The organism is Mesorhizobium sp. LEGMi-168a, from assembly GCF_058312955.1.
Map to the genome: position 1 here is coordinate 65,619 of NZ_JBZEGV010000005.1, position 12,340 is coordinate 77,958.

A 12,340-nucleotide genomic window follows, 5' to 3' on the forward strand; every position below is an offset into this window, starting at 1 on the left:
TTTGCGTATAACGAACGTCGGCGCCGCCCCTCATCCGCCCTTCGGGCACCTTCTCCCCGTGAACGGGGAGAAGGAAGAGGCTATCAGGCGAAGGCGCCGTGGCAGTGCTTGTACTTCTTGCCGGAGCCGCAGGGGCAGGCCTCGTTGCGGCCGACCTTGCCCCAGGTCGCCGGGTTCTTCGGATCGCGATTTTCCGGCGCAACGATGGCGTTCGATTCCTGGCGGACCAGAAGCGCGGTCTCGCCGCCCTGGAAATCGTCCTCGCCGGTGGTGCCGTCGAGATGGCTGCCGAACATGTCGGGCGCTTCAGGCGGCGGCGCTTCCGCCGCCTGGCGGACCAGCTCGACGCGCATCAGCTGCGCGGTGACGGCCTGGCGCAGATTGCCGAGCATGCCCTGGAACAGCTCGAAGGCCTCGCCCTTGTACTCCTGCAGCGGATCGCGCTGGGCGTAGCCGCGGAAGCCGACGACCGAGCGCAAATGGTCGAGGTTGACGATGTGCTCGCGCCACAGATGGTCGAGCGTCTGCAGCACCACCGAACGCTCGACATAGCTCATCACATCGGGGCCGAAGCGCTCGGCCCGTTCCTTGGCTGCCGCCTCGGCCGCGGCCGAAATGCGCTCGCGAATGTCGTCCTCGGCAATGCCCTCTTCCTTGACCCAATCCTCGACCGGCAGGTCGAGATTGAGATATTGTCCCACCTCTTCCTTGAGGCCGGCGACGTTCCACTGCTCGGCATAGGCGTTTTCGGGGATGTTCTTGGCGACGATCTCCTCGATGACGCCCTCGCGCATCTCGGTGACCGTCTCCGACAGGCCTTCGCCGTCCATCAGCTCGATGCGCTGCTCGAACACGACCTTGCGCTGGTCGTTCGAGACGTCGTCATATTTCAAGAGGTTCTTGCGGATGTCGAAGTTGCGCGCCTCGACCTTCTTCTGCGCCTTTTCCAGCGCCTTGTTGATCCAGGGATGGATGATCGCTTCGTCTTCCTTGAGGCCGAGCTTCTGCAGCATCCCGTCCATGCGCTCGGAGCCGAAGATGCGCATCAAATCGTCCTGCAGCGATAGGAAGAACTTAGAGCGGCCGGGGTCGCCCTGGCGGCCGGAACGACCGCGGAGCTGGTTGTCGATGCGGCGCGATTCATGGCGCTCGGTGGCCAAGACGTAGAGGCCGCCGGCGGCCAGCGCCTTTTCCTTCAGTCGCGCGATGTCGTCGCGGATCTGCTTTTCGCGTGCCTCGCGCTCCAGTCCGGGCGGAACCTCCGCAAGCTCCTCGGCGATGCGCATGTCGGCATTGCCGCCGAGCTGGATGTCGGTGCCGCGGCCGGCCATGTTGGTGGCGATGGTGATGGCGCCGGGCTTGCCGGCCTGGGCGACGATGGACGCCTCGCGCTCATGGTGGCGGGCGTTGAGCACCTCGAAGTTCTTGAAGCCATCCTTGCGCAGGCGCTCGGCCAGCTGCTCGGATTTCTCGATCGAGGTGGTGCCGACCAGGATCGGCTGGCCCTTGTCGCGCGCTTCCTTGATTTCCTTGACGATCGCCTTGTATTTTTCATCGACCGTCCGATAGACCTCGTCGTCCTCATCCTTGCGCACGACCGGCAGGTTGGTCGGAATCTCGGTGACTTCGAGATTGTAGATGTTGGCGAATTCCTCGGCCTCGGTCAGCGCCGTGCCGGTCATGCCGGCGAGCTTCTTGTAGAGGCGGAAATAGTTCTGGAAGGTGACGGAGGCGAGCGTCTGATTCTCCGGCTGGATCTGCACGTGCTCCTTGGCCTCGAGCGCCTGGTGCAGGCCCTCGGAATAGCGGCGGCCGGGCATCATGCGGCCGGTGAATTCGTCGATGATGACGATCTCGCCGTTGCGCACGATATAGTCCCTGTCCTTCTGGAACAGCAAATGCGCCTTCAGCGCGTTGTTGACGTGGTGGACGATGGCGACGTTCTCGACGTCGTAGAGCGACTCGCCCTTCAAAAGGCCGGCGTCGCGCAGCATGTTTTCCAATCTCTCGGTGCCGTCCTCGGTGAAGATCGTGGTCTTCTGCTTCTCGTCGACCTCGTAGTCGGCCGGGCCGAGCCTCAGCATGAAGGCGTCGATGGTGTTGTACATTTCCGAGCGGTCCTCGAGCGGACCGGAAATGATCAGCGGCGTGCGCGCTTCGTCGACCAGGATCGAGTCCACTTCGTCGACGATGGCGTAGGCATGGCCGCGCTGCACCATCTGCGAGCGTTCATACTTCATGTTGTCGCGCAGATAGTCGAAGCCGAGCTCGTTGTTGGTGGCATAGGTGACGTCGGAGGCATAGGCCTCGCGGCGCTCGTCGTCGGAGAGGCCGTGCACGATAATGCCGACGGTCAGGCCGAGGAACTTGTAGATGCGGCCCATCCATTCGGCGTCGCGCTTGGCGAGATAGTCGTTGACGGTGACGACATGCACGCCCTTGCCGGCGAGTGCGTTGAGATAGACCGGCAAGGTGGCGACCAGCGTCTTGCCCTCGCCGGTGCGCATTTCGGCGATGCCGCCATTGTGCAGCACCATGCCGCCGATCAATTGCACGTCAAAAGGACGCATGCCCAGAACGCGGCGGGCCGCTTCGCGCACAGTGGCGAAGGCCGGTATCAAAAGATCGTCGAGCGAGGCGCCGTTGGCGAGATCCTGGCGGAATTTTTCGGTGCGGCCGGCCAGCTCGGCATCCGAGAGCGCCCGCATCTCGTTTTCCAACCCATTGATGGCCTCGACACGGGGCCGGGTCGACTTGACGCGGCGATCGTTGGAGGAGCCGAAAACCTTACGGGCGAGACCGCCGAGACTGACCATCCAATGGCCCTTTCGATAGCAATTTTAGCCGTTTGCGACGGGCGCCTGGCGGGCCCATCAAATCCGCGTGAATGCGGACAAACGCAAATAGCGCCCGGAAAACGGTTCTGGACGCCAAGTCGTTGGACAGATAAGAGGGGGCTCAATCGATGTCAACGCCGCGTTGACCCTATGGGCAGCGCCAAATTCCGCCACAATCCGACTGATCTGGAACCTTTCCGCTCACGCGGTCCTTATTGGCAATCCCATTGGAGTTTATCTTGATGTCCCTGTCGTTCCGCCGCGCGTCGCTCGCCAGCCTTGGCCTGGCCTTCGGGCTCTCGGCTCTTTCGCTGTCGCCGCTGATGGCGCAGGAAACCAAGCCTGCCCAGCCCGATGCAGCAGCGCCCGCCGCCGCGCCGGTCGACCCGAACACCGTGGTCGCCATCATCAACGGCGAGAAGCTGACCGAGGCGGACCTTGCGCTCGCCGAAGGCGAGCTGTCGCAGCAGTTCGCGCAGCTGCCGCCGGAACAGCGCCGTGCCGCTGCCCTTTCGGCCGCCATCGAGATCCGCGTCATGGCCAAGAAGGCGGTCGACAGCGGTCTCGACAAGGATGCCGATTTCCAGCGCCGCATGGCGTTCCTGCAGCAGCGCGCCCTGCATGGAGAAGTGGTCGAGAAGGAAGTCGTCGACAAGGTGACGGACGCCGATGTCCGCGCCCGCTACGACCAGGAAATCGCCAACACGCCGCCGGTCAATGAGATCCATGCCCGTCACATCCTCGTGAAGACGAAGGAAGAGGCCGAGGCGATCATCAAGCAGCTCGACGGCGGCGCCGATTTTCAGAAGCTCGCCAACGAACACACCAGCGACCCGAGCGGCAAGTCGAGCGGCGGCGATCTCGGCTGGTTCGGCCCTGGACAGATGGTGCCGGAATTCGACAAGGCGGCGTTCGCGCTTGACGTCGGCAAATACTCCAAGGAGCCGGTGCAGTCGCAATTCGGCTGGCATGTCATCAAGGTCGAGGACAAGCGCGCCAAGCAGCCGCCGGCTTTCGACGACGTCAAGGATCAGGCCAAGCAGGCGGTGATCCGCGACAAGTATTTCGCCATGGTCAAGGAATTGCGCGGCGCCGCCAAGGTCGAAATTCCGGACGCGAAGCTTAAGGCGGCGGTCGATACGCTGGAGAGCGGCAAGTAATCCGCCACTGGCCTGGAACTTTGCAAAGGGCGCCTTCGGGCGCCCTTTCGCGTTCGGGGCGTAATGCGCGTCCCGCTGGGTATTGAAACTCAAGCAGGCAGCAGCACCATGTGAATATTTATTGCCTTCAGGACGTGTGCACGGCCAAGTGAACCCCGGTAGCCTTCTGCAAGTGGCTGATGACGGAGAACAAGTTGCCTGCCGTGGGGTTGCCGGCAGCACTGAACATCCGCATGAGGCTCTTTGGTGGTTTGCCAACATCTTCGGCGAGTTCCTCGAAGCCAATGGTCGCATTGATATAGTCGCGCAGCACGAGCTTGCCCGTGTCGACGTCGCCATTGAGGAGCAGCTCAATGGCTTCGCCAAGAAGGGCAGCGCGAAAAGCCATATCGGCGTCGGCACGCGCCTTTACAGTTTCCTTGAAGTCGCGGGTCAGAGGCATCATTGTCGCCCTTTCTTTCGTTGCCGGTACTCTTGCCATCGATCTTGCGCGGCCGTGATATCCGCTTGTTGCCTGCGCTTTGTGCCGCCGGCGAGAAGGATGACCAACTCTTCGCCATCGCGCCCGAGGTAGATCCGGTAGCCCGGCCCCCAATCGATGCGATGTTCCAGAACGCCGGCTCCGACCGATTTGAGGCTTGCAAGATTGCCCTGCTCGATGCGGGCAAGAGCGACCGTGATTTTCGCCGCCGCTCGTGAATCCAAAGCCCCGAACCACGTTCTGAACGGGCTGTGTCCGTCAACCGCAAGGAATTCCAGAACTCTCATTCGAACGGTAACATATATGTTACTGTTAAGAGAAGCAAGCTGTAGCTTCCGGTCTACCGTTCAAGATCTTCCACGGGGTTCAGCCAAACGCCTTTTCGTCCAATGCCTTAACGATGCCACGCACCACGTAACGAACGGCGGTCCGGATCGTCGCCTCGTCTTCGTCGAGGCGGTTGGTCAAAAGATGCCTCCAGGCATAGGAGGCGATCAGGTCGGCCACAATCTCGGCATCGACGTCGGCCGCCACCTCGCCGCGCGCCTTGGCGCGCTCGATCATCCGGCCGGTATGGGCGCGGCGCCCGCTTGCGTAGTCGGCAAGCGCCGCCGCGGCGGCCTTGTCGGACTGCGCTTCGGCGATCAGCGACCGGAAGACATTGCCGGACGACGTGTCGCGCCAGTGCGCGAACAGGTTCACGAGGAAGCCGGCAAGATCCTCCTCGAGCTTGCCCGTATCGGGCGTCTCGACGCGCTTTTGCCGCTGATAGACCTCGATCAGCAGCGCCGCCTTGCTCGGCCACCAGCGATAGATGGTCGGCTTCCCGGCTCGCGCCCGCCGCGCCACGGCCTCGATCGAGAAGCCGGAATAGCCGGCCTCCGCCAGGACCGCTTCGGCGGCGTCGAGAATGGCATCGGCGCTTTCCGGGTTTCGCTTTGCGCCAATCGATTTGCGCCCCGGGGCGGCGAGTTCGCCCATTTCTCCGTCCTTAGCCGATGAATCTCCTACCGATCATATTGGGTCCGGAGGCGAAACGAAACGGACCGTTTTAGGCTGCAGGGTCACCAACGGAGCCCGCAAAGCGCTGCCAGAACGCCTCTTGCGCCGGCGCGTTCTATCGGGCAAACCGGCCTTCCTTTCGCGTTCTGCCGCTCCGGGGTCCCAATGTCCGCAACGATTTCGCCGCTCGCACCGAAGAAATATCCCAAGATGCCGGTCATCGAGGGCGTGCGCATCGCCACCGCCGAGGCTGGGATCAAATACCGGAATCGCACCGACCTCCTTGCCATGGTCTTCGATCCTGGCACGGCCGTCGCCGGCGTCTTCACTCGCTCGAAATGCCCCTCGGCGCCGGTCGATTACTGCCGCCAGAACCTGCCCGCCGGCAAGGCGCGCGTACTGGTGGTCAATTCCGGCAACGCCAACGCCTTCACCGGCAAGAAAGGCAAGGCTTCGACCGCGCTGACGGGCGAGGCGGCGGCGAAGGCTGCAGGATGCTCCGAGAGCGAGGTGTTCCTGGCCTCGACCGGTGTCATCGGCGAGCCGCTCGACACCAACAAATTCAGCCACCTCCTTGCCGGCCTGGTGAAGGACGGCAAGCCGGACCTGTGGACCGAGGCGGCGAAGGCCATCATGACCACGGACACTTATCCGAAGGTGGCAACGCAGATCGTGAAGCTCGGCGACGTCGACGTCACCATCAACGGTATCGCCAAGGGCGCCGGCATGATCGCGCCGGACATGGCGACGATGCTTTCCTTTATCGCCACCGACGCGCCGGTCGCGGGGCCCGTGCTGCAGGACCTGTTGTCGCGCGGCACGGCCAAGACCTTCAACGCCGTCACCGTCGACAGCGACACCTCGACCAGCGACACGCTGCTTTTTTTTGCAACCGGCAAGGCCGCCGCGCGCGGCGCTCCGGCGATCAGCGATCCGAAGGACGCGCGGCTCGGCGCCTTCCGCCGCGCGCTCGGCAAGGTGCTGAAGTCGCTGGCGCTGCAAGTGGTGCGCGACGGCGAGGGCGCGCGCAAGCAGGTCGAGGTCACCGTCACCGGCGCCAAGTCCGCCCGCTCGGCCAAACGCATCGCGCTTTCGATCGCCAACTCGCCGCTGGTCAAGACGGCGGTCGCCGGCGAGGACGCCAATTGGGGCCGCGTCGTCATGGCTGTCGGCAAGGCCGGCGAGCCGGCCGACCGCGACCGGCTTTCAATCTGGTTCGGCGACAACCGTCTGGCGCATGAGGGCGAGCGCGATCCGGCCTACTCCGAGGAAGCGACCTCGGCCTACATGAAGCGCGACGACATCCGCATCCGCGCCGATATCGGCATCGGGCGCGGCAAGGCGACGGTGTGGACCTGCGACCTCACCAAGGAATATGTCGCCATCAATGGCGACTACCGGAGCTGATGGCGCCGGTGTCGAGACATCCGGCAAGCATGCTCGCGGTCGTGCGCCGCTACGAGGCGGCGGGCTTTCGCGCCTGGCCGGCGGCGGCCGTTCACTATGACGGGACGTGGGTGGTTCGGTTGACGGCCGGCCACCCGGCGAAGCGGCTGAATTCGGTCAATCCGCTCGATCCGGGCGATACTCAGCACATTGCCGAGCGGATTGTGCGCGCCAGCCGCCGCTTCGACGCCTATGGCAGGCCGCTGACTTTTCGCATGTCGCCGCTTTCGGGGCCAGTGCTGTCGAAGCATCTCGACGGGGCGGGCTGGAGCCGGTTCGACGAATCGCTGGTGATGCGGCTGCCGCTCAAGGAAGCGCAGCTCGACGCCGCGATGGACCAAATTCCGCTGAAGGATATCAGCCGCTTCATCGGCGCGGCGATCAAGACAAGCGGCTCGGACATTTCGCTGCGGCCCGGCCTGTCGGAGGTCATTGGCGCCATCCAGCCGGAAGCGGGGCTGTTTGCGCTCGAAGACGGAAACGAAGCGCTAGCGACGCTGATCTGCGTCCATGACGGCGACCTCGCCGGATTGTTCGAGGTTGCCACCGAGAAGTCGGCGCGCAACAAGGGCCATGGCCGCAACCTGATCCTGTCGGCGCTGAAATGGGCGCGGCTGCGCGGCGCGCGCGAAGCCTGGCTGCAGGTCGAAGCCGGCAATGTCGCGGCGCTGTCGCTCTACCGGTCGCTCGGCTTCGAGGAAGTCTACCGCTATCACTATCGCCGGCCGCCGGACGCATGAGCGAGATCAAGCCAGCCGGAAGGCGCCTGCTTCTCGTCGCGGCCTGCGCACTGGTCGACGCCGACCGGCGCGTGCTTCTGGCGCAGCGCCCTGAGGGCAAGCAGCTCGCCGGCCTATGGGAGTTTCCCGGCGGCAAGGTCGAGCCCGGCGAGACGCCGGAGGAATGCCTGGTGCGCGAGCTGCACGAAGAGCTCGGTATCGAGACCGAGATCCCGTGCCTTGCGCCACTCACCTTCGCCAGCCACAGCTATGACGATTTCCACCTTTTGATGCCGCTTTATATCTGCCGGCGGTTCCGCGGCATCGCGCAGCCGAAGGAAGGGCAGGGGCTGAAATGGGTCAGGCCGCGGCAGATGCGCGATTATCCGATGCCGCCGGCGGATGCGCCGCTGATCCAGTTCCTCATCGACCTTTTGTGATCACCAAAGCGCGTCGTGCTGAAACGGATTCAGGCGACGCGCTTTAGGTCTTTGTTTTGATGCATGTCGCCCAAAACCGCTGCACAGTTTTGGGCGACATGCATTGGCCTGCCGCCTGTTTTAGGCAGCGTTAATGGAAGATTTATCTCGACATGGAAGATTGAGACAGAGTCGTCCACGCGGCGGCATGCCGATTTTTATTGGAGCCAATCCATGAGCCTCGAGAGAGACTGGGACTCGATCCGGCCCGACCGCACTTTCCGCGCCAGCGATGCCGGTATGGGCATCTTGCGGATCACCTTGCTCTTTGGATCGGCTGCGGTGGCGCTGGCGTTGATTGCGACGCCTTTCCTCGACAGCCAGACACGCTCGCAGAGCGCGCGTGACGGCTTGGCCGGCGGACTCGACATGACCAGCACCGGCTCGATCGGCCACCGCAGCACCTATACGTTACGGCGAAGCGTACTGCAGCCGCTGCCAAGTTCCATATGCGTGATCCGCAACGATGGCAGCCGTTACGGCGACTGCTAATTGGTTAATGAATTCAGTCACAGACGGCTATTTCACCCCCTATTAAGCTTCCACTGTTAACCTTTCTTAACGGGTAGGCTCTATGGTGCCCGACAAGAGGGATTGATGACCATGAAAAACCTGCTGCAGCAATTCATGAAAGATGAATCCGGCGCCACGGCCATCGAATATGGCCTCATCGTTGCCGTGCTGTCGCTTGCAATCATCGGCGGCGTCGGCAAGGCCGCCGACGCGATCCAGTGGCTGTTCTCCGACAACAACAGCAAACTTGCCAACGCCTTTGCCCAGCACTGACCGCATCGGTCAGACCGCGGCTCGCATCGGTCAGTGCCCCGGCGGCTTTTCCAGGATCGTCTTCAGCGAGACCTTGGCCGAGCCGGGTTTGAGCGGCTTCTGCTGCGAGGCGTCGGGCGCCCAGCCGGACATCCACACGATAGAAAAGCTAGCCCGGATGCGGCCGTCCGGGTCCGAAAACCGTTCGGCATAGATTTCGGCAGCACGGGCGAACAACCGCCTGGTGGCCGGTCTCCGGCTGCGGTCGGAAAGCGGGCTGGTCTCGCCCATGGCGCGCAGATCGGCGGCAAGGCCAAACAGCGAATCGTAGCGCACCGTGACCGTCTCGACGTCGGCGACCGGCAGCGCCAGGCCGGCACGCTGCAGCAATGCGCCGGCGTCGCGCACATCGGTGAAGGGCAGGACGCGGGGGCTGGCGCCGCCATGGAGCTCGGTCTCGGCGGCCAGCAGGCTTTCGCGCAGCTCAGCCAGCGTGCCGGCGCCGGCCAATGCGCCCAGGAAAAGCCCGTCGGGCCTCAGCGCGCGCTGGATCTGCGCGAGCACGCCGGGGATGTCGTTCATCGCCTGCAGCGACAGCAGCGAGACTATAAGATCAAGGCTTTCAGCTTCGAACGGCACGGTTTCCGCGGCGGCGACGATGCCAGCTTCGCCGGCAAGGAAGGCGTCGTCCGTCTCCACGCGAATGATGTCGGCCACCTTGCCGCTGCCGGCGAGCACTCTGGCTGCAGCCGATGTCTGGCAAAAAAGCGCCGCCGCCTTGCCGAACCTGCGCTCGACGGCGCCCAACCGGTCGGCAAGGTCCTCCGCCGCCCGCCGCATCAGGAAATCGGCGCCGTCGACAGGGTGCGCGAGCGCCCGGCGCTTGTGCGCAAGCCAAAGCTCCGTGTCGATCAAAGGCTGCAATGGGGCTATTCCTGTTGTCCGCGCATGCCGGACCGATGCTATGGTGGCGCGGGGTTTCCTTCACGTGGCCGATCCGGTGCACAAGATCAAGACCATTGCGATCAAGGATATGGCGCGGCAGGCCTTGGGCTGGCCGGCGCGTATGCTGTTTCCGCCGGTCTGCGCCGGCTGCCGCCGCCACGTCTCGCAACCCGGCGTGCTGTGCGGCGCCTGCTGGCCGAAGCTTCGGCTGCTGGAGAAGCCCTGGTGTCCGGTGATGGGCACCCCTTTCACCCATGACATGGGCGAGGGTTTTCTCTCCGCCGAGGCGATCGCCGATCCGCCGCCTTTCGAGCGGGCGCGGGCTGCGGTCGTCTATACAGGCGTCGCGCGCCAGATGGTGCAAGGGCTGAAATACCAGGATCGTACGGATCTCGCGCCATGGATGGCGCGCTGGATGATGCGCGCCGGCGCCGAATTGATCGCCGAAGCCGACGTGGTGGTGCCGGTGCCGCTGCATTGGCGGCGGTTCTTGCGGCGGCAATTCAACCAGTCCGCGGAGCTGGCGCGGGCGGTATCGAAGCTCAGCGACCTGCCTTTTTCGCCGACAGCGGTGAGACGCGTGAAGCTCACCCGCCAGCAAGTCGGACTGGAGCGGCACGAGCGCGAGGAGAACGTGCGCGCCGCCTTCCGTGTGCCGCCTGAAGCCGAGATCGAAATCTCCGGCCGCAGGGTGCTCGTCATCGACGATGTCTTCACCACCGGCGCCACCGTGCGCGCGGTGGCCAAGGCGCTGAAGAAGGGCGGCGCCGGAGCGGTCGACGTGCTGACCTTCGCCCGTGTCCTGCCGGGGGACTTTCGGGCCGATGAGTCCGCGACTATATAGGGTTTGATGTTGTTTTTTGGTGCAGGTCGCTTTCGCACAACCATTGGGCGACGTGCACAGGCAGGATTGCTGATCGATGGTCGATGTGACGATCTACACCCGGATGATGTGCGGCTATTGCACGGCCGCCAAGCGGCTGCTCGAGCGCAAGGGTGTGACCTATACCGAGCACGACGCGTCGTTCTCGCCGGAATTGCGCCGGGAAATGATTTCCCGGGCACACGGGCGCACCACCTTTCCCCAGATATTCATCGGCGATACGCATGTCGGCGGCTGTGACGACCTCCATGAACTGGAGTCGCAGGGCCGGCTGGATACACTGCTTGCCAACGGAGCGAGGGCTTGATCATGGGCGTTTTCAAGGCGGCGGCGGTGCAGATGCGTTCAGGCACCAGCCCGGAGCGCAACGCGGCCGACATGGAACGGCTGGTCCGTGAGGCAGCACATCAGGGCGCGACCTATGTGCAGACACCGGAAATGACCGGCGCGCTCGTCCGCGACAAGCAGGCAGGCGCCGCCGCCTTCACCACCGAGGATAAGGACGTCGTTGTCGCCACGGCGCGCAGACTGGCGGAGGAACTCGGCATCGTCCTGCATGTCGGCTCGACGGCCATCCTGCGCGCCGACGGCAAGCTCGCCAATCGCGCGTTCCTGTTTGCGCCCGACGGCGCCACGATCGCCAATTACGACAAGATCCACATGTTCGATGTCGACCTCGACAATGGCGAAAGCTGGCGCGAATCCGCCTCCTATGAGCCGGGAACGGAAGCGGTCGTGACCGATATCAATGGCGCGAGGCTGGGCTTGGCCGTCTGCTACGACCTGCGCTTCCCACAACTGTTCCGCGCCGAAGCGCTGGCGGGGGCAGAGGTGCTTTCGGTGCCTGCCGCTTTCACCCGCCAGACCGGCGAGGCCCACTGGCACGTGCTGCTGCGGGCGCGCGCGATCGAGAACGGCGCCTATGTCATCGCCGCAGCGCAAGGCGGGCTGCATGAGGATGGGCGCGAGACCTATGGCCATTCGCTGATCGCCGACCCATGGGGGCGCATCATTGCCGAGGCCGCGCATGACGAGCCAGGCGTGATCGTCGCCGAGATCGATCCGGCTCAATCGCTCGCGGCGCGCCGCAAGATCCCCAACCTCAAAAACGCGCGGGATTTCGCCGTCAATGCCGGCGGGGGCGAGGCGCCGCGTCTCAGGGGTGCAGCCTCTTGATCCGTTTTTCCCTGATCTGCGAACACGAGCACGAGTTCGAAGCCTGGTTTCGCAGCAATGACGATTTCGACACGCAGAAGAGGCGCGGCTTTGTCGAATGCCCTACCTGCGGCTCGCACAAGGTCGAGAAGGCGCTGATGGCGCCGGCCGTCTCCACCGCGCGCAAGCAGGAGAAGATGGCGCTCGCCATGGGCGAGGCGCAAAAGCAGGCGCTGGCGCAGCTCAAAGCGTTGGCCGAGAAGGTGCGCGAGAACGCCGACTATGTCGGCGACAAGTTCGCCGAGGAAGCGCGCAAGATCCATTTCGGCGAGACCGACCCGCGCGGCATCTATGGCGAGGCGACGCCGGAGGAGGCCGAGAGCCTCGCCGAGGACGGCGTCGAATTCATGCCGATCCCGGGCTTTCCGGAGGACCGGAACTGAATCCCGGCCTTTGTTTTTAAGCAAT

Annotated in this window: 15 protein-coding genes; 10 read left to right on the forward strand and 5 right to left on the reverse strand. The window is 64.1% G+C overall.

Features of this window, described 5'->3' with window-relative positions; all coding sequences use genetic code 11:
* Positions 1-83 precede the first annotated feature (83 nt).
* Positions 84-2,816: a preprotein translocase subunit SecA gene (secA, locus tag AC4FWB_RS09070; protein WP_491025658.1), complete on the reverse strand. Its 2,733-nt coding sequence runs from the start codon at positions 2,814-2,816 to the stop codon at positions 84-86.
* A 263-nt stretch (positions 2,817-3,079) separates the two neighbouring features.
* Between secA and AC4FWB_RS09075 the strand changes: the two genes are divergently transcribed.
* Complete coding sequence (locus tag AC4FWB_RS09075; RefSeq protein WP_491025659.1) at positions 3,080-3,997, forward strand: peptidylprolyl isomerase; 918 nt, start codon at positions 3,080-3,082, stop codon at positions 3,995-3,997.
* A gap of 127 nt (positions 3,998-4,124) precedes the next feature.
* Here AC4FWB_RS09075 and AC4FWB_RS09080 read toward each other — a convergent pair whose 3' ends face one another.
* The 3 genes from AC4FWB_RS09080 to AC4FWB_RS09090 form a co-directional block, all read right to left on the reverse strand.
* Positions 4,125-4,439 (reverse strand): helix-turn-helix domain-containing transcriptional regulator, encoded by a 315-nt coding sequence (locus AC4FWB_RS09080; protein ID WP_491025887.1) that lies wholly within the window; start codon positions 4,437-4,439, stop codon positions 4,125-4,127.
* Positions 4,439-4,765, reverse strand: coding sequence for a type II toxin-antitoxin system RelE/ParE family toxin (locus tag AC4FWB_RS09085; protein WP_491025661.1), 327 nt, complete (start codon positions 4,763-4,765; stop codon positions 4,439-4,441). Before AC4FWB_RS09085 ends, AC4FWB_RS09080 begins: the two co-directional genes overlap by 1 nt.
* A 79-nt stretch (positions 4,766-4,844) precedes the next feature.
* Complete coding sequence (locus tag AC4FWB_RS09090; protein ID WP_491025663.1) at positions 4,845-5,459, reverse strand: TetR/AcrR family transcriptional regulator; 615 nt, start codon at positions 5,457-5,459, stop codon at positions 4,845-4,847.
* A 186-nt stretch (positions 5,460-5,645) separates the two neighbouring features.
* Between AC4FWB_RS09090 and argJ the strand changes: the two genes are divergently transcribed.
* The 5 genes from argJ to AC4FWB_RS09115 all read left to right on the forward strand — a co-directional run bounded on the left by argJ (position 5,646) and on the right by AC4FWB_RS09115 (position 8,910).
* Complete coding sequence (gene argJ, locus AC4FWB_RS09095; RefSeq protein WP_491025664.1) at positions 5,646-6,887, forward strand: bifunctional glutamate N-acetyltransferase/amino-acid acetyltransferase ArgJ; 1,242 nt, start codon at positions 5,646-5,648, stop codon at positions 6,885-6,887.
* A gap of 29 nt (positions 6,888-6,916) precedes the next feature.
* A complete protein-coding gene (locus tag AC4FWB_RS09100) occupies positions 6,917-7,666 on the forward strand; it encodes a GNAT family N-acetyltransferase (RefSeq protein WP_491025888.1) in 750 nt (249 codons plus the stop codon).
* Positions 7,663-8,085 (forward strand): (deoxy)nucleoside triphosphate pyrophosphohydrolase, encoded by a 423-nt coding sequence (locus AC4FWB_RS09105; RefSeq protein WP_491025665.1) that lies wholly within the window; start codon positions 7,663-7,665, stop codon positions 8,083-8,085. Before AC4FWB_RS09100 ends, AC4FWB_RS09105 begins: the two co-directional genes overlap by 4 nt.
* Before the next feature lie 213 nt (positions 8,086-8,298).
* Complete coding sequence (locus AC4FWB_RS09110; RefSeq protein ID WP_491025667.1) at positions 8,299-8,616, forward strand: hypothetical protein; 318 nt, start codon at positions 8,299-8,301, stop codon at positions 8,614-8,616.
* A gap of 105 nt (positions 8,617-8,721) precedes the next feature.
* Positions 8,722-8,910, forward strand: a complete 189-nt coding sequence (locus tag AC4FWB_RS09115; RefSeq protein ID WP_491025668.1) for a Flp family type IVb pilin — start codon at positions 8,722-8,724, stop codon at positions 8,908-8,910.
* Positions 8,911-8,940: 30 nt separating this feature from the next.
* Here the strand turns inward: AC4FWB_RS09115 and AC4FWB_RS09120 are convergent, their stop codons facing one another.
* Positions 8,941-9,813 (reverse strand): methyltransferase domain-containing protein, encoded by an 873-nt coding sequence (locus tag AC4FWB_RS09120; RefSeq protein WP_491025670.1) that lies wholly within the window; start codon positions 9,811-9,813, stop codon positions 8,941-8,943.
* Between the two features lie 64 nt (positions 9,814-9,877).
* On the opposite strand from AC4FWB_RS09120, the gene AC4FWB_RS09125 reads away from it, so the two are divergent.
* The 4 genes from AC4FWB_RS09125 to AC4FWB_RS09140 all read left to right on the forward strand — a co-directional run bounded on the left by AC4FWB_RS09125 (position 9,878) and on the right by AC4FWB_RS09140 (position 12,315).
* Positions 9,878-10,678, forward strand: coding sequence for a ComF family protein (locus AC4FWB_RS09125; protein ID WP_491025889.1), 801 nt, complete (start codon positions 9,878-9,880; stop codon positions 10,676-10,678).
* Between the two features lie 76 nt (positions 10,679-10,754).
* Entirely contained in the window at positions 10,755-11,024 is a 270-nt protein-coding gene (gene grxC / locus AC4FWB_RS09130) for a glutaredoxin 3 (protein WP_491025671.1), read from the forward strand.
* A 2-nt stretch (positions 11,025-11,026) separates the two neighbouring features.
* Positions 11,027-11,893 carry a carbon-nitrogen hydrolase family protein gene (locus AC4FWB_RS09135; RefSeq protein WP_491025890.1) on the forward strand — a complete coding sequence of 289 codons (867 nt, stop codon included), beginning with the start codon at positions 11,027-11,029 and terminating at the stop codon, positions 11,891-11,893.
* On the forward strand, positions 11,890-12,315 hold the full coding sequence (locus AC4FWB_RS09140; RefSeq protein WP_491025673.1) for a DUF1178 family protein: 426 nt from the start codon (positions 11,890-11,892) through the stop codon (positions 12,313-12,315). The genes AC4FWB_RS09135 and AC4FWB_RS09140 overlap by 4 nt, the downstream gene beginning before the upstream one ends.
* The last annotated feature ends 25 nt before the right edge of the window (positions 12,316-12,340 follow it).

What these genes read in the sequence shown, in the direction of transcription:
- AC4FWB_RS09115 (WP_491025668.1), top strand. Translation starts at nt 8,722, where the DNA reads ATGACCATGAAAAACCTGCTGCAGCAATTCATGAAAGATGAATCCGGC.
- AC4FWB_RS09135 (WP_491025890.1), top strand. Translation starts at nt 11,027, where the DNA reads ATGGGCGTTTTCAAGGCGGCGGCGGTGCAGATGCGTTCAGGCACCAGC.
- AC4FWB_RS09105 (WP_491025665.1), top strand. Translation starts at nt 7,663, where the DNA reads ATGAGCGAGATCAAGCCAGCCGGAAGGCGCCTGCTTCTCGTCGCGGCC.
- AC4FWB_RS09110 (WP_491025667.1), top strand. Translation starts at nt 8,299, where the DNA reads ATGAGCCTCGAGAGAGACTGGGACTCGATCCGGCCCGACCGCACTTTC.
- AC4FWB_RS09080 (WP_491025887.1), bottom strand. Translation starts at nt 4,439, where the DNA reads ATGCCTCTGACCCGCGACTTCAAGGAAACTGTAAAGGCGCGTGCCGAC.
- AC4FWB_RS09090 (WP_491025663.1), bottom strand. Translation starts at nt 5,459, where the DNA reads ATGGGCGAACTCGCCGCCCCGGGGCGCAAATCGATTGGCGCAAAGCGA.
- AC4FWB_RS09100 (WP_491025888.1), top strand. Translation starts at nt 6,917, where the DNA reads ATGCTCGCGGTCGTGCGCCGCTACGAGGCGGCGGGCTTTCGCGCCTGG.
- grxC (WP_491025671.1), top strand. Translation starts at nt 10,755, where the DNA reads ATGGTCGATGTGACGATCTACACCCGGATGATGTGCGGCTATTGCACG.
- secA (WP_491025658.1), bottom strand. Translation starts at nt 2,816, where the DNA reads ATGGTCAGTCTCGGCGGTCTCGCCCGTAAGGTTTTCGGCTCCTCCAAC.
- AC4FWB_RS09085 (WP_491025661.1), bottom strand. Translation starts at nt 4,765, where the DNA reads ATGAGAGTTCTGGAATTCCTTGCGGTTGACGGACACAGCCCGTTCAGA.
- AC4FWB_RS09075 (WP_491025659.1), top strand. Translation starts at nt 3,080, where the DNA reads ATGTCCCTGTCGTTCCGCCGCGCGTCGCTCGCCAGCCTTGGCCTGGCC.
- argJ (WP_491025664.1), top strand. Translation starts at nt 5,646, where the DNA reads ATGTCCGCAACGATTTCGCCGCTCGCACCGAAGAAATATCCCAAGATG.